The sequence below is a fragment of the Peribacillus sp. R9-11 genome (assembly GCF_031345095.1).
GTDB classification, from domain to species: domain Bacteria; phylum Bacillota; class Bacilli; order Bacillales; family DSM-1321; genus Peribacillus; species Peribacillus butanolivorans.
Genome location: NZ_CP133763.1, coordinates 2,674,228 through 2,690,445, shown reverse-complemented (window position 1 = coordinate 2,690,445; position 16,218 = coordinate 2,674,228). Strand labels below are relative to the sequence as shown.

The window sequence follows — 16,218 nt, the reverse complement described above, 5'->3', positions numbered from 1 at the left end:
AATAAAAAAGGAGTGTCAGTTAGACACCCCTTTGTTGTTCCTTTACTACTCTATATATAGTTGCCTTACTAACCTTTGTTACCTGATCGTCTGTGCGTTCATAAAAGTATACGTTTGCGAACACTATTCGTTTAATTCGTGAACACTTGCTATCACTACATTCATCAATCAGATAGATAGTTCGTTTATGTACAATTACATTATACGAACGTTCACTGACTTGCATAAACGTTTACGAACGTTCAATATTAGATAACCTTTCCTGCTTCCACTCTTCAAGCTGCATATCTTCTAGGTGATCATGTTGAGTATTATTGCCGATACCAAGGATCTCATAAGTGAGGAAACAACGACAATTAATCGTGTTTTCTGGTCTAGAGAACATTTTAGGTGCTTTAGCTAAGTCATCACCAATTCTAAAGTCCCCTTTTACAAGTATAGTAACATCATGCAATGCCGTATGTTTTACTCTTACTCGCTCATCTCCAACACTGTTCCATTTCTTCCCCATCTGTATTCCTTTACTCTCAGCATGCAAAGCGCTATTCAATTTAGCCTTCTCTAATACTCTTCCACTCTCTGTCCTTACAACTCGATTAGCCTTAACAACATCGCCTTCAAACACTTCCTGAACACTCTTACTCATCGTCTTATATGTGCTACCTCTAACCAATCCCTGAGTAATAATATTACGTAACTTTAAAATCACATCATTACGATTCTTTTCTAAGTGTTCATTCAATGTTAAATAGACAAATTCATTTTCAATACTTTCTTTCACAACATCTAACTTCAATGAACGATAACTTAATTTAACCTTTGAATCACTCTCGATAGCCCAACCAATATAATAGAAGGAATCCGTATAAACATCATACAAATGACTATTCAAATCAGCCTCTATACCCTTATACAAGTCCTTCATGATATCAATCGTAGCTTTATCAAAAGATTTCATGCGGCCATACTTATTCATCTCTTGGTATGTAAGTATCCCATCAACTTCATAGTTGCTATATGTCTTCATTAAAAAAGACAGGTATTTATTCAACGCCTTCTCATAAAAACTAACAACATTATTTTCAAGCTTGTTTGACTTCTTCTCCAATTGTTGTGTTAGCTTCTTTATTCGTTCCATTATTCGGTTCATTTAAATCATCCTTAACATTTAAACGGATATATTCTTCATTCTCATGCTCAATTAATTCCTTTTCATAAGCAGGATCTTCAATGTGAGCCATCTTACGTAATGTTTGCATACTTGCAATATTAGTCCCAACTAACGCAACAGCATTTGCAATATCAGTCTGTGTATCAGTAGGCAAATTTCTTTGGAATTTAATATCAATATCTAAATAATCGTATTTCTTGCTGATATTAAGAATATTAGTAATCATCCTAATCCTACGCTGTAGGCCTTCTTTGAAGTATCTTTCCTTTGTACTTCGAGTGTTTTCAAGTGGTAATATCCGTCTTTCGAGGGCAACACCTGAACTTTCTGCAAATGATTTATCGGTCATATCTGGAACTTTACTCAAATCAAGAATATCCTTTTTAGTACGATTCTTTTGATTCTCTTTCCACTCGGAGTTTATATTCTTAATTAACCAGTCCGCATCAGCTTTTTCGTCTTTCTCCACCTTACCGAAGTTTAACAATCGTTTTTCTTTCATCTCCTGAGTTTCAGGAATATTATCGATTCCCCATACCTTCAAAATGGCATCTGTACTCGACTCAGACTCATTTACATCGTCTGAAATTAATGCGTCATAGCTATTATTCAATGGAATAATACCTTCAAAATCAGACTTCAACTGACTTCCCTTGTTCCAATAATAATTGACTGGCACTTCACCGTATCCGTGAGCCTCTTCACTTTCCAGAAAGAATTCTTCATTATCCTTTTGGACAAAATGATAGTTGGTATGATCTGAATAGACATACGCATGTAATGATTTCGAATCATCCAAAACATCTTCATTTTCCCAATATCTGATTGCTAATATAAGATTCTCTTCTACACTATTATCGAAAACTAGTACTATGTTATTCTCAATCAACGGTAAAGGTCTAAACCGAGGTTCTTTTTTACCTGATTTGGTCTCCTTAGTGTAAAGTATCTCCACTCCATAACCATAACGACTACATTGTTCAGCAATCTCATAATTAATTTTCTGTTCATCGTTCGAATCATAAATATCCTGTAATTCCTGCATATACTCTTTATTCTTACTTGAGTAAACAACAGGCTTCCCCATGAAATAACCTACATGTTGATCACTAATATACTCACACCAATTTGCTACAATTTTATTATTCGGCTTACTCTCGTCTGCAAATTTCCTATCGAGTATTTTGTGTTCACCCAGGTAGTAATTGTGCATTTTTTCTTCACGTTTTGTATCATGCTTATAAATAAGCGTTTCAATTATTCCAGGTACAATAACTTCAATTTGACTCTTATCTAACCTAAACAATATTCCACCTCCTACCATATACCAAGCGAATCTTTAGTTAATTCCTTCATCTTGTCACCTTTTAAATCAATATGATCATAATCATCTAAGGCATACCAAATAGCACTGAGGCTATGCGGATCAGTGCTGAACTCATCTTCTTTTATTATTCCTTTTGAATCCTTTTTAAATGTTAGCCATTGCAACTCACGAATTACATTAGGACACGCATCACTACAAATAATTTTCTTAAACCTTTTTACCTTTTTGGTGTATTGCAGTCTGCTTCCCTTATACTTCCTTGCTGACCTCATGTTAAATCCTTGTTGTCTGAAGTATCTAATTGTCTTTGGTTCTGCTGAATCACCTTTTATCAATTCTTTTGTGAATGCAAAATCTTTTAAGTCCTCTGCTGTCTCCGGGTCAGTTTTATTTTTGTCATAATATTCATAATGAATGTAGAGAATATTTTCGTTTTTATCAATTACAAGCTTTACCAAACAATTGTAAGATGTCGCAAATCCGAAATCCATTCCACATTTTCGTGAAGGATTTTGTATTTTCCTTACCTTTTCAATTATTTCATCATGAGGCATTGTTTGAAACTGCGAGAACACCCGTAAACCACTAAATCCAAATCTTCCTTCAAATTTAATCCTATAGGTATCTGGATCATATTCCTTAGTCTCTTGTAAAGCTTCTATGTATTTGTCCGTTGCAAATTTATTATCTGTTACGACACTGTGATGATAATAAGTATCTTCCAATTTAATAATTCTTTTTTCGTACAATTCTTCGTCATTTAACCTAAAGTAATCCTTTAAATCATCTTTAAAAAAGAAACGATAAGTCCAATTATCTTTTGATACAGGGTTGGTGGAGAGTAAAGTATGTAAGCTTAATGTAGGATGTCTTAAACGTCCTTTAAGCTCATGGTAAACTTCTTCCCTAATCTCAGAGCATTCTTCAATCCAGATGACACTAATGTTTACCAAACTTTTCAACTTTTCTGTACTGTCTCCCCCCTTGAAGATAATCTTTGAACCATTTGGAAAAATGATTTGCATAGGATTCAAGGTGAAATTAAACTGATTGTGTAACTCTAAATGATCTTTAACAATTTCTCTAAATAATGCGTAGGTGGATTCCCGATGTGTTTCAAACGTATTCCTTAAAACTAAAGCTGTCCGTTTTTCACTTAATAATTTGAGGATTATTTTAAGTGCTGTATTAAATGATTTACTTGATCCATACCCGCCAACTAATAGATAGTTAGTGTGATCCCAATCGTAAATGAAATCTTCAAAGTGTGGATTGATTTTTAATTCAGTCATCTTCGCCAGCTCGTTTTAAAACGATTTTAAATTCCTTATCAGTATCCCCGTCAATCAAATTAGTAAATTTACTTAATATCTCCAGTGCTTTTGTTCTGTCGCTTAATTTCAAAGTAGGAGCTTTTCCACCTGCGATGTATTCAATTACTGAACCATCTACAGTCGCAGAATCTTTAAAATTAAGATAGTTTGCATTGTACTTATTGCCATTTTCATCAATTTTTTCTTTCGTACCAAAATCAACGTAATCAGTAATATCAGCGAAGGCAATTTTTATATACTGCTCTAACACATCTTTTGAATCCATCAAAGTTTCTGTAAATAATTCCTTCTTCAATTTCTTAATATAGCTATTTATTTTTTCACTTTTCATCAAAATATGAGCTGCCTGTTTGTCATACTTAGTTTCATTAAATGCTTCCCGATACGCCTTTGCCGCATTAAAATGTCTTAGATATTGAAGGCAAAACATCTTCTCTTTGTCAGTAAGGTTATCATCACCCTCTAATAACTCTTCAAACTCATCAATTTTCTTATCCTTTTCCATTACTTAGTCCCCCTTTAAAAAATCATTGAAATCTTTACCTGTATCATCTGCAAATTTCTTAAACCGTATCTGTTGAATGATAGTAATCAATAACGAAAACACGTAGAAAAACAATCCTATTCCAGCAGGAATAACGTAATTAATATCAACTTTAAGAACCAATTGAAAAAGCTATCCCTGATGGAATAGCAACAAATACACACGCTATTATGATTATTAATATTCCTGATAACACCTTCTCAAGTGGACTTTTCTTCACATTAAACATTTATTTTATCTCCCTTATTTAGACAAAATAAAAAGCACCAATAGGGTGCTTACCTTAGATATAATCATTTTTTTTAGCTTTAGCAAAGTTTATTAAATCTGCTTTTTAATAAACTTTTGTAATTCGTCCAATGCCTTAAACCCCATTATCATTAAACTAATACCGAATCCAATCAATACGACAGCTTTGTCTATTTTTGCAAGCCATTCTAAATTTATTCTAATAAACGGTAATACAATAATACTAATCCCTGCAAACATATATAAGAACATTTTTCCTCCTATTAATGTTTGTGTCCATATATTACTTAAGGTATCTCGTTTCTTGTCACGTAAATCTTCTAATAAATCCGCAATAATTAAGAATAATCCAGCTAACGAGAAGCCAAATAAAGTCAAAGGATCCACTTTTACGAAACCCAATAATGAAAACATCCCTAATATGATCATAGCGAATCCTAAAAATACAACTAATAAATTTGCCTTTAACATAGAAAAAACTAACTCCTTTTGTCTTTATTTAATTACATAATTCGACAACAAGAACTAGTTTTCCTTCCATCCTCTCACTTAAAGACCAACAATCTTTCTCCAAAATAAAAAACATCCGATTTTACTCGGATGCCTTGAAAATTATTTTACTTCTGAAACAGAAAAACCAATTACGTTTTCTAAGTTGATAACATACCCATTTTTCATTATGTACCATCTCTCATTCCGTGTTATAGAACTTATTAATTCTGCTTCAGTCGTTGATTCAATTGTAAATTCTTTTGTTCGACCACTTGAAAATTCAATAATCACTTTAAATTTCTTCATTACCTATCCCCCCCTTATTCTACCATTATACTATATATAGGAATTATTTTCCTATATAATAAGTAAAAAGGAGTGATTTAAATGTACATGACCAAAGATGGTGATTTCCGAAAGACGGACAAAGATTTTGAAGCACATCAGAATTTACTTACGCCTGTTGATGTAGAATATTTAACAGAAGATGAAGCAGTTCTTACGACTGGCCTAATTCAAGAAATTACTGATGACTATGTTAAAATTAATGATCATTATTATAACCGAAAAGAACATCTATTTGTATCTCGACCATTTGCTAAATAATATCATTCTCACATACACAAAAAAGCACTGACCATTAAGGTAAAGTGCTTCTTTGTTTTATTTATATTTATCTTTATCTTTATCTTTATCTTTATCTTTATCTTTATCTTGTTCATCCTGATCAGTTTTCTTATTTAGTTTATCATCTACTAAATCTGTATCAGAAATTGCACTTTCCCCAAACCAAATCCTAATTCGTTCTTTTGCATTTAACTTAACTTCCTCATCAATAAACATTGAGACAGTGACCAATGCTCCAAATAACCCTGAGAAATCGTCTGTATATCCACCAGGGATTAAGTCAGGAATTAAATCAATTGGAAGTATGAAATACCCCAGCGCTCCAATAATTACTGTCTTTGCCCAAACAGGAGTGGTTGGTTTTTGAAGTGTGTAAAACAATAGTAAAGCTACATAAACTACTGAAACCCCTGCTTTTTTGCCGAATTTTTTAATCTTCTTCCAAAAGGAATCCTCTGAAAAGTTCTCCGAGTATTTAGTTGTATCTATTACAATCTCCTCCTATTCGTCATTAATATTTTACCATACTAATAGGAAGATTTCCCCTTTTTATAAACACATAAACACCCAATTACTCAAATCCTTCCTATATTCTCCGATTCATCAAATCTTTACATGATTAATATATTATATTTGATTTTCTATTATATAATTCTAATATAATTTAATAATTCATCATAAGGAGGGTACAATCATGGAAATAAATGAAAGGCAACCATTTGAGTCTTTTTTATCTCCTCGTCAACTTACTGAGCTAAAAATCTTATCTACTAAAACAAACATAGCTTTCCATGAATTATTAGCAATGCCATCAATAGTCTCACTTCTAGAGAAACTGAACAATATTACCGAACTAAATGATGAGCTTAATAATAAAGAAATGATATTAAGAAATAAAGTTTTCATTAATAAAAATAAAGAAGTATTAAATAAGACACAAAAAGCACTCGACCATTTAGGCTGAGTGCTTTTATGATTGATGAGTTCCTCGGGTTAAATATTTTTACTCTTATCAAGAACTTTAAAATAAACATTTAAAATTTCATCATACAGTTCAAATCCTTCTTGTATTTTGAACGATGAACTCTGGTATTTCAGTCGATATTTCCATTCTTCGGTTTCAATCTCTAATTCATCTGTACTTTTTATAACCGAGAGAATATCATGTATATCTGTTCTCATATAACTAAAGATATTTTCTTTGGTTTCAAAATCAAGGTAATTAACCTCAATAAATTCATTATAATGTTTTTCCAAAACAACTAAACTTTCATTTGTTTCTCCATCACTTTGTAATGGTATAATAGTCTTCAACGTATAATTTTCATCATTATGATTGTAATTTATTAAATGTTCTACCGCTTGTGTATACTCATCTTTTGTCGCATGACCTATTTTATTTCCATTGTTATTAACCTTGTAAATCTCAAATTGCATTCTAACACTCCCTATCCAAATATTTCCTCACTTTAACAATATTCAGCAAAGAGTGACAAAAGTCCTGCATTTAGACAAAATAAAAAAGCTCTCAAATTAATGAGAACTTTTATTAAACTTCATCATTTTCCATTAATAAATCAGATAACTTATTGGCTAATGCTAAGCAATGTTCCTGATTTTCCTTCATTTCATCAGTAGGGAATGATAACAAAAGTAATTCTTGCCTGAATTGATTAATGTGACCTTCAAAAGTTGCCCATACTGAATCAATCAAAAACTGTTCTTCTTCATTAAAATATTTGGCTAGAAGTTCATCTTCGAAGCCATGAGTTTTGGGTTCTGTGAGTAATTCTTCAAAATTAGATTCTTTTTCTAATGTATGGGATAAACTGTGAACCTTTTTCCACATTTCAATTCGATTTCTGTCTCTAATATTCTTTTCTTCATTTCTTTTTTCATCTGCAATTTTTTCTGACAGCTCATAGCTTAACCGTGCTAAATTATTTGTAGCATGAGTAGCTTTCCATAGTAACCAACTGAATACACCAGTAATGACAATGCCTAATAAATTAACTATAATCCCTAATAATGTTAAAAATAAATCCGTTGTGTCTTTTAGTCCGATTTCTTTTACATAATATAGCAATATATCTGACATGATTGTACTCCTTATTGAATGGTGATTAATAAAGAATATCACATAAATATTGCAATTAAATAAAAAACACCCGATAAAACTCGGATGTCTGTTGCCTGATTTATTTTTTATCTACAAATTCACCAATTACTTTCCAATATGTTTCATCTTTGATAACTTCATTATTTTCTGTAATAGCGTGAGAAATGGCTCTTCTTAGATTTTCCATAGTCAATTCATCGTGATCGCCCAGACCATATTCCTTTAGTGATTGTTCAATAAGGAATCTATTATGTTCTTTTCTGTTCAATTCTCCCACTCCCCATACATTTATTACTTACTTTAACAATATTCGATAGGAGTGACAAAAGTCCTGCGTGGATATAAAAAAGACACCCTAAATGAATCACTTTGTCTTCATAATTTTTTTCGTTAGCAAGAACAATTAATCAATGATTACAGGTGTATAGGCATATACCATCAATAACTCTTTGACACCCTTTACAAACATAAGTAATGCCTTGATTTGTCTCTATCCTTTTCATACCACCATTAGTGAACCACTCAGGGTGATTTTCAATGTTTTCAAAAAAGAATTCTTTCCTTAAATTATTATTTACACTATGATCAATCAATTGTTTTTCAGGGTATCCTTTTGTGTCCCTTAACCAAGTTTCCCAATATAATGCAAGTTCACTATAAGTACCATGTCCATCAAGTAAACCTCTTTGACCCTTAGGAGCTATTTCAATTCCTATGCCCAAGGCTTTATCCCAACTAATTCTATTTTTCATCCGCACCATCTCCCTAATAAGAAAATATTACATTTTTATGGGAGTTGCAATATTTTTTTATCTCTTAACGAAAAACACACCCAATATATGGGCTGCTAGTGAAGAAATTTTATGTATTACTTATGTATTCTACCGTGGTTTTCTATGTAATATTTATTCTATGTAATACTAATTCGAATATGGTAAGTATGTAGTATCCTTCATTAAATTTTCTCCTTATAAGTACGATTCAAGCAGATATTCTGAATAGATCTTGCTGTAACACCTAATTCCTTTCCTTTTTGTTTGTACCATTCAACTTTATTCTGAGTCATCTTTTTAAAATCATTTCTAATTTTATTAGCCGTTTCCATTGAGAGCCTGGTCTTATTCCAATACCTGTCCCTAGAGTTCTTTTTATTCCCAACATCTGTTATCAAACGCAAATTTTCTATCTTATTATTACGTGGGTTTTTATCGATATGATCTATCTGCAATCCTTGCGATAACCAAAAACCTTTCATAGTCCCATATGCTGAACTTAGAACAATCTCATGTTTGTACATAGGCACCATTTCTTCCGTTAAATCACACTTAAGGCTCGTCATTAAATATTGTCCGTAATCACCTGTACCTTTGCAAAATTCACCCTCAATTAACCATCTGTTACTAACCTTGCTCCAAACTCTCCCCGATGGTGTGTGACATAGGTATCTAGAAAATCCGGGTACAGGGGTCATCTCAGCTTTCAAATTTTCAAATTCTTTTACAACTTCTTTCATTTTACATTCCTCCACATTTTTATTAGCGTATAAACTTATGCTTATACACTTATTGCAGCAATCCCACATGATTTAACGCATAATAAAACCCACCTAAATGATTAGATGGATTTCTTATACGCTAAATGGAGATGTGGCTCCAATAAATGTACAAATTTTATAGATATTGCTTGCTTTAGATGATTCCATAGGGTATTATGAATTTAAGTTATTAATAATTACGGAACCGTATGACCATTTTTAAAGATTGCAAAAAAATTAAAGGGGAGTACACTGCCGATTATTGTATATATTGACTTGGATTCTTCCCCCCTAACATACGGTTAACTCTAATAATAAGAAAAGCCCAGATACCTTACGGCTGTAGGGTTCATGGGCTATTTCGTATTTAGCTATTAAATCTCATGCGGACATATCATTTAGTCTCTGTCTTACCTTGCGCTTACGCTCTTTATCCTGGCTGAGCCTATACTTATTCTGACACTTATCACACCTAATCTGGCGTTGCCTAGGCTCATATACTGTCACTCCACAGCCAGAGCAATCAATTTCTTTATGTACATTCTTTCTAATACTATTTACCACTTCAGTTCCAAACGACTCCCATAATGTCCTCTTGTACTTGCTATCTTTAACTCCAAATAAGTATCTAACCAACACATCCGCAATTTTATTAGCATCTGGATAAATTTCTAATAATTTTTGACGGATAACAATATAGATATATTGTTTCAGTTTGTAGACAAAAGGGGTTCGGAATGTTTTAATTCCGGACCCCTTTTGAAATTCCCTTTGAATTTTGCTCATGATTAAGAGATTGGGCCTCTACGAGCCCACTTTATTAAGCCATTCTTGGACCTTGCCATGTCCAATTGGCTATCTTCTTTAAATTCATGGCAGCGAAAGTAAGCATCGCCTGCATCGACAATTTTTTAAGTCCCCTTAAAGTAGTCCAACGCATACCATGCTTTTCTTTTGCATCTGCGAATACACGCTCTATTGTTTCTTTACGTTTCGCATATATAGGTTTTACATCCTTGTGATGACGCAGATGATCTGCTTCTTCCATATAATTTTGCCAGATATGGCGTGTCACCACTTTTTGATGGTCTTTGCTTACTGTACACTGTGATAAAAATGAGCATGTCGCACAAGTGTGTTTGGGTGATTTGTACTCGCGATAGCCCTCTTTATTTGTTGTTGAGTACTTTAAAATCTCGCCCGATGGGCAGAGATAACAATCAAAATGTTCATCGTAAACATAGTCATGCTTGCGAAAGAACCCTTCTTTTGTTCGTGGACGTGTATAGGGTAAAGCTGGTGTGATTTCTTTCCCAAAAAGGTAGCTTGTAATGGCTGGTGTTTTGTAAGCTGCATCTGCGGCAACAGCTTCAGGTTTTCCAACTTTCTCAATCACTTGTTCAACAAGAGGCTCTAAGATATGACTATCATGCGTATTTCCCGGTGTTACAATCGTCCCCAGCACAAAACCGTTGCGGTCCGCAGCCGCATGAAATGAATAGGCAAACTGTTTTGTTCGTTCATCTTTTACATAGTAGCCACTCTCAGGGTCAGTTGTACTTTCTTTAATTTCTTTGGTTTCTTCTTTATCAAATTTATCCGGTGGAAAAGGCTTCTTTCCATTGTTTTCACGATCTTGATTTATTTCTTCTTGAAGGCGTCCTTGATATGCTCGTGTTTCCTTACGAACGATTTTCTTTTCGAATTTTCGCTTATTCGCACTGGCTTTCACATGTGTTGAATCAACGAATACGTGCTCTGCACTTATTAACTTTCTTTCTGAAGCTGTCATTAAGATACGATAAAAAATCCGTTCAAACAGGTCTGTATCTTTAAAGCGACGCTCATAATTTTTCCCGAACGTTGAGAAGTGAGGTACTTTATCATGGAAACCGTAACCTAAAAACCAACGGTAAGCCATATTCGTTTCAACTTCTTCAATCGTTTTACGCATCGAACGAATACCGAAGGTATATTGAATGAATGTCAATTTAACTAAAATAACTGGATCAATACTTGGGCGCCCTATCTCTGAATACATATCTTTCACCAAGTCATAAATGAAAGTGAAGTCAATGGCTCCCTCAATTTTACGAACCAAATGGTTCGCTGGCACCAGTTGATCCAAAGTAATCATTTCAAGTTGATCTCGCTGAATAGAATTATGTTTCGAAAGCATCGTCATCACCTCAAGTTTTAATACTTCTATATTAAAACAAAAAGGACTGTAGGCAAAAGTGGTTATATCTAATTGTTAAAACAAAGTTGATTGGAACGGAAGGTGCGAGACTCCTGCGGGAAATGCGTGTCCAAGGGAGACCCCACAGGCGCAAAGGCGCCGAGGAGGCTCCCTGACCGCCCGCGGAAAGCGAGTGCCTGGAGTGGAAATCAACGTCGAATTTTTACAACCCCTCAAAAAAACTGTAGACAAACTCGATTTTCATCGAGTTTGTCTACAGTCTGTAACAATATAGATATATTGTTTCTTATCGTCCATATCATCTTCATTAGTAGAAATATAATGTCTTTTATTTTGATCTAAGTATGTATACGCATCAATAATTCCTTTATCGATTTTTTCATTAATTACAAAGGCTTCATCTTTAATATTTGGAGTCCACAATAACTTTCTGTAATCAAATTTACCTACCACACTTTTAAAATGAATACGCTTATCGATAATCGCATCCTCAACTCTGTTGACGGTGCTTTGATTTTTATACAATACATTTTCTTTATTCTTAGCATATGTGAAAAAATACGGAAGTTTTTGCTTATCATATTTATTCCATTCTGCTTTAACACTTGGAGGTAATTTTACATCATCAAGAGTCTTAGCCATATCTATAATATGATTATTATATGACGTTAATTTTTTGATCAAAGTGTAATCAGACTTAGGATCAAATTCATTTTTATTATAGATTTTCGATATGGTATTTGAAATAATTCCGATATTCGCTTTGAACGCTATTTTTAGACTTTCAAAAATGTTATCGGAATTAATCGGCTTAGGATCAGATACTCCCATTTCGTACTCTAAAGGAACAATATCTAATCGTTCAGCATTTTCTTCAACAACTTTGATTAGGGATTTTGACGGGGTGCACATGATTTTATCCCCATCAAAGTCCGCCATAAGTATTTTGGGGATTAAATCATCAGCTGATATGTGAATCCCCTTAGTAATAAACCACTTTTTCATTTCTTCAGTTTTTATATTTTCTCGAATTGCATGTTCAAAACTTAATGCTGGAGCCCTCATTAGATCAACTTTACCTTCATCATATAGATTACAGTATACTTGCCCATCGTTCAGTAGTCCTATTGGATTCTCAATACCCTTAAAAATATTTTCCATTACAGCAAACCAATCTGGCAAAACGTAAGTGTATTTTCCATCAATACTAAGCTTAGCTGACTTAGCTTCTTCAATAATTTTCTCTTTCCTCTTCTTTATTGCTTCTTTACTATTTTTGTCATTCAACAAAGCAGGATACAGGTTAATCGCTTGCTGAAATTCATTTTTATCTTCATTTTCATCTTCACAGCCAAGAACACGAATCATTGTGTCTACATCTGTTCCCAAATTAATAAGGTCGTCATTTGTCATTTGTACCAAATCCATTAAATCCTCATTTTCTATGTAAACCAATGACTGCAAGTATTGATAATTAGTTTTCGCATTTGGAATAGAATCCTCTTCAGCATTTATAAACGCAGCTTCACAATTGTATAGTTTGAAATTGTCTTGGTATTTCTTCCAGCTTTCTTTTACATTACTTTTATCTATAAAATGCTTCCACATTTTAAATTGGGATTTGAAGAATATTATCTCGATACCTGTCTCTTCATTCAATTTCCACTGTTTACCATAGATATCCGTCACTTCAAGATTGTCTCCAAATTCATTCCACGGTACAGGGGAAAGGCAGCCCTTCATCCACGGAAGACGAAACTGAATATTTTTATATACTCCTTCACCGAATAACCTTTCGCTTACTTTTGGAAGCATCATCCCTGCTCCATCAGTAATTTCTAAATCCACCGTCCTATTTTCATCACGTTTCACATCGAAAGTATCTCTGCTAATAAAATCAACAGTTCTATTTTTCAACGAAACTTTTACATCATCCACAACGATGCAATTCTAATACTAAAGTTTTCCCATTTCTCACTGGCGCTACTTGCTAAACTTTTATACGCGAGAAACTTATTGACGCTCATACCATCATTATCATTTATTTCCTCAATACTTAATCCCGCAGTTATTGCATTTTCAATTCCGTTTTTACCATTCCAAGCGTCCTCTTGAATAAAAACAGCCTTCTTGTCTCTGATTTGGCCACTTGAGGAAGACCAATATACGAAGTGTTTATTTTTAAAATCAAACCCTTTATCTAACAGGCTCTTAAAGACTCCATAATTATATACCTCTACAATTATTAACTTTTCGGATAGTTTACCAGTTTCCAATTTTAATTGACGGGTCAATGTAGACTCGAATAATGAAATCGTTTGACTCTTATTCAATTTGATGGAGTCTAAGGTACGTATACTGTCATTTTCATCAACTTTAGCATTCAACTCACGTTTGAGCCTTGCATTAGATATCTTTTTATCCTTAAAAACAGTATCCCTTAACCATTCCAAATATTCCAATAGTCTATTACATTTAGAAACTTGTGACTCAACAAATTCCCTTTCCTTTCCTTTTTGGCTTTGAGTTAATTGAATTCTTAATTCCTGTAGTTTAGATTCTATATCCTCCTTTTGAGCAGATAACCTTTTTAAATCGTGATATCGATCCTTAAGCAACTTTAAATTTCTTTCTTCCTCGCTGAAAAATACATCTGTAGATAATGAATAGATATAAACTTGGTTTGATAAATTTCCCATTAAATCATTCTCCTTTTGTATAATTGTTTAATTTCATTTCTAACTGACCGATTATGTAAAAATTAAATTTAAAAACTTATGATATGAAAAATGTAATTCCACATTTCGAAGCGTATTTTTTCGAAATTGAAATACTGTATATTGTTTTATCTTGTATGTATATTAATATTAAATTGTATACTACTTACAGTACTGCCAATGCTGCACTAGGAGTACCGCACCTCTGCATTCTAAATTTCTACTTCTGCATTCTTAAACGCTACCTCTGCATGTAGAGTACTTAGAGAAAACCCTTATTTTTAGTGGAGAATATCAGCCACAAAATAATGATTATTATAGCGGTCATATTGCAGCTCTTCGTCTATGTATTCATGAGTTGGTTCTAGCTTATGTTTGACTATTTTAAGCAGCTTTGCTTTCTTCAATTGCGTATTCGCCTCTTCCACTTTTGATCTAGATATACGAAACCTCTTAGTCATTGACTCAAAACCTGAAAAACAATAATCATGTCCGTTTCCATCTAGGCTTTTATTGATGCGACTCTTATAGTAGAAAATTTGTCTAAATGCATAGGTATCAATCTGATCGTTAATAAAGTATGTAAAAACTGAAGCTGATAATTTTGTAAATGCTCTACCTTCTGCGATTGAATCATTAAATACGATACTTATTTGCCCTTTAGTGGGGACTTTCTCAATTTTGTTCTTAATTAAATCCAAACTATGTAAGTGATTAATCCTCTTCTTAAAAGTTCTCGTGTCGGTTATTTTCAAGAAGTTCATTAAAGTACGATGATCTAATTTCAGGATATTTCCCTTATCCTTTGGGTTTCTAAAGTGTAAAAAACAAAGTCGCGTATACATTACAAATTCATCATTACTTAAGTGGATATCCTCATTCCTAACAATGTGAGTAGGCACATGTACGTATAACTTTTTCTTTTGTTCAGTTTCTTCCATATACATCCTCCTGAATAATTGTTTAACTGAATAGTTAATTAATTTGACGCCTGAGTGTGTTCTTTCATGATATTTTCAATTTCGATACACCTTGGATAGAGCCAAAATTTTCTATCTGATAAGCTAATTGCAGATGTAAGGTACGAATAACCTTCCCGTTTAATCTTCCGATGTAGCACCACATCATAACAAAATATTAGATCTTCTTTTTTTACCACGTTCACACCTCCTTCAACTTCAAATGAAACAGTTCTTTTATGTGGAGTACCCACCACCTTTCCATATTATTTGTTGACCTTTTATAAACTTGTTGATATAATTCTTTTTATAGAAAGGTCTCATTCTACATGCCCTTCTCTAGTTTCAACTACAGAAAAAGAATATAGGAAACTAAGACAATGCCAAAAATGGTCTTGTCATTTTGTCGTTCCATCCTTACCGTTCTAATTGTAGCGGTAAATTTTCATTTGGCAAATAAGAATCTTTAAAGAGTTAAAAATATTCGTCTGTTAAAACTGATCTAATCCTTATTCAATATTTGAACTATGTTCTTTATTTCTTATTATGTAATTTTACTTGTTAAACACTTTTTATTTGCATATCATATTAACATTTTATTCATCCACGTTTCACTCCCTTCACTCAATTCAACTCTTATGAAGAACCAAGTATCACCTGATAAACCAACTATATTCCCTTTCACAAATACCGTCAATACCCTCTATTTAAAGGCATTTAAAAGCACTGTATAAATTCCCCTGTCACAAAGTTAAAATACCATCCAGTCGTCATGATAATTTTCAGTATCACTACAATTCAAATAATAAATATTCATAAAAATGAATAAAAATTTATTTTATTATCCTTTAACTTTCTTCCACTTAATCATTAACGAATGCCTAATATCTATGTTAAAATCACGTTAGGGATATTAACACAGGTATAAAAGATACATTAGGAGGT

The 16,218-nt window shown here is 33.0% G+C and carries 19 protein-coding genes; 2 read left to right on the top strand and 17 right to left on the bottom strand.

The annotated features are described in order from the left end of the window. Positions 1 to 232: 232 nt before the first annotated feature. The 6 genes from RE409_RS13125 to RE409_RS13100 form a co-directional block, all read right to left on the bottom strand. Positions 233 to 1,150 carry a phage minor head protein gene (locus RE409_RS13125; protein ID WP_309559113.1) on the bottom strand — a complete coding sequence of 306 codons (918 nt, stop codon included), beginning with the start codon at positions 1,148 to 1,150 and terminating at the stop codon, positions 233 to 235. After that, on the bottom strand, positions 1,083 to 2,477 hold the full coding sequence (locus tag RE409_RS13120; protein WP_309559110.1) for a phage portal protein: 1,395 nt from the start codon (positions 2,475 to 2,477) through the stop codon (positions 1,083 to 1,085). The genes RE409_RS13125 and RE409_RS13120 overlap by 68 nt, the downstream gene beginning before the upstream one ends. 11 nt (positions 2,478 to 2,488) lie before the next feature. Next, on the bottom strand, positions 2,489 to 3,790 hold the full coding sequence (locus RE409_RS13115) for a PBSX family phage terminase large subunit (RefSeq protein ID WP_309559109.1): 1,302 nt from the start codon (positions 3,788 to 3,790) through the stop codon (positions 2,489 to 2,491). Next, entirely contained in the window at positions 3,783 to 4,337 is a 555-nt protein-coding gene (locus RE409_RS13110) for a terminase small subunit (RefSeq protein ID WP_309559107.1), read from the bottom strand. The genes RE409_RS13115 and RE409_RS13110 overlap by 8 nt, the downstream gene beginning before the upstream one ends. A gap of 360 nt (positions 4,338 to 4,697) precedes the next feature. Further along, positions 4,698 to 5,096, bottom strand: coding sequence for a hypothetical protein (locus tag RE409_RS13105; protein WP_309559106.1), 399 nt, complete (start codon positions 5,094 to 5,096; stop codon positions 4,698 to 4,700). Between the two features lie 141 nt (positions 5,097 to 5,237). Further along, positions 5,238 to 5,423, bottom strand: a complete 186-nt coding sequence (locus RE409_RS13100) for a hypothetical protein (protein WP_309559105.1) — start codon at positions 5,421 to 5,423, stop codon at positions 5,238 to 5,240. A gap of 81 nt (positions 5,424 to 5,504) precedes the next feature. Here RE409_RS13100 and RE409_RS13095 point away from each other — a divergent pair, with 81 nt between their 5' ends. After that, positions 5,505 to 5,723, top strand: a complete 219-nt coding sequence (locus RE409_RS13095) for a hypothetical protein (RefSeq protein ID WP_309559104.1) — start codon at positions 5,505 to 5,507, stop codon at positions 5,721 to 5,723. 57 nt (positions 5,724 to 5,780) lie between these two features. Here RE409_RS13095 and RE409_RS13090 read toward each other — a convergent pair whose 3' ends face one another. Then, the gene (locus RE409_RS13090) at positions 5,781 to 6,125 is read right to left on the bottom strand and encodes a YkvA family protein (protein ID WP_309559102.1); all 345 of its coding nucleotides are present in this window, start codon (positions 6,123 to 6,125) and stop codon (positions 5,781 to 5,783) included. 313 nt (positions 6,126 to 6,438) lie between these two features. On the opposite strand from RE409_RS13090, the gene RE409_RS13085 reads away from it, so the two are divergent. After that, positions 6,439 to 6,708 (top strand): hypothetical protein, encoded by a 270-nt coding sequence (locus RE409_RS13085; RefSeq protein WP_309559101.1) that lies wholly within the window; start codon positions 6,439 to 6,441, stop codon positions 6,706 to 6,708. A gap of 29 nt (positions 6,709 to 6,737) precedes the next feature. Here RE409_RS13085 and RE409_RS13080 read toward each other — a convergent pair whose 3' ends face one another. From RE409_RS13080 to RE409_RS13035, 10 genes are all read right to left on the bottom strand, one after another. After that, entirely contained in the window at positions 6,738 to 7,181 is a 444-nt protein-coding gene (locus tag RE409_RS13080; protein ID WP_309559100.1) for a hypothetical protein, read from the bottom strand. 112 nt (positions 7,182 to 7,293) lie between these two features. Further along, complete coding sequence (locus tag RE409_RS13075; protein WP_309559099.1) at positions 7,294 to 7,842, bottom strand: hypothetical protein; 549 nt, start codon at positions 7,840 to 7,842, stop codon at positions 7,294 to 7,296. 100 nt (positions 7,843 to 7,942) lie between these two features. Beyond that, a complete protein-coding gene (locus tag RE409_RS13070; RefSeq protein ID WP_309559098.1) occupies positions 7,943 to 8,131 on the bottom strand; it encodes a hypothetical protein in 189 nt (62 codons plus the stop codon). Between the two features lie 139 nt (positions 8,132 to 8,270). Beyond that, positions 8,271 to 8,615, bottom strand: a complete 345-nt coding sequence (locus RE409_RS13065; protein ID WP_309559097.1) for a hypothetical protein — start codon at positions 8,613 to 8,615, stop codon at positions 8,271 to 8,273. A gap of 203 nt (positions 8,616 to 8,818) precedes the next feature. Next, complete coding sequence (locus RE409_RS13060) at positions 8,819 to 9,376, bottom strand: HNH endonuclease (protein ID WP_309559096.1); 558 nt, start codon at positions 9,374 to 9,376, stop codon at positions 8,819 to 8,821. Positions 9,377 to 9,778: 402 nt separating this feature from the next. Continuing rightward, entirely contained in the window at positions 9,779 to 10,183 is a 405-nt protein-coding gene (locus RE409_RS13055) for a hypothetical protein (protein ID WP_309559095.1), read from the bottom strand. A 34-nt stretch (positions 10,184 to 10,217) separates the two neighbouring features. Continuing rightward, complete coding sequence (locus RE409_RS13050) at positions 10,218 to 11,576, bottom strand: IS1182 family transposase (RefSeq protein WP_201180978.1); 1,359 nt, start codon at positions 11,574 to 11,576, stop codon at positions 10,218 to 10,220. Positions 11,577 to 11,837: 261 nt separating this feature from the next. Further along, positions 11,838 to 13,535, bottom strand: a complete 1,698-nt coding sequence (locus RE409_RS13045) for a hypothetical protein (protein WP_309559094.1) — start codon at positions 13,533 to 13,535, stop codon at positions 11,838 to 11,840. Next, entirely contained in the window at positions 13,523 to 14,296 is a 774-nt protein-coding gene (locus RE409_RS13040) for a hypothetical protein (protein ID WP_309559093.1), read from the bottom strand. The genes RE409_RS13045 and RE409_RS13040 overlap by 13 nt, the downstream gene beginning before the upstream one ends. Positions 14,297 to 14,595: 299 nt before the next feature. Then, complete coding sequence (locus tag RE409_RS13035) at positions 14,596 to 15,255, bottom strand: hypothetical protein (protein ID WP_309559092.1); 660 nt, start codon at positions 15,253 to 15,255, stop codon at positions 14,596 to 14,598. Positions 15,256 to 16,218 lie beyond the last annotated feature (963 nt).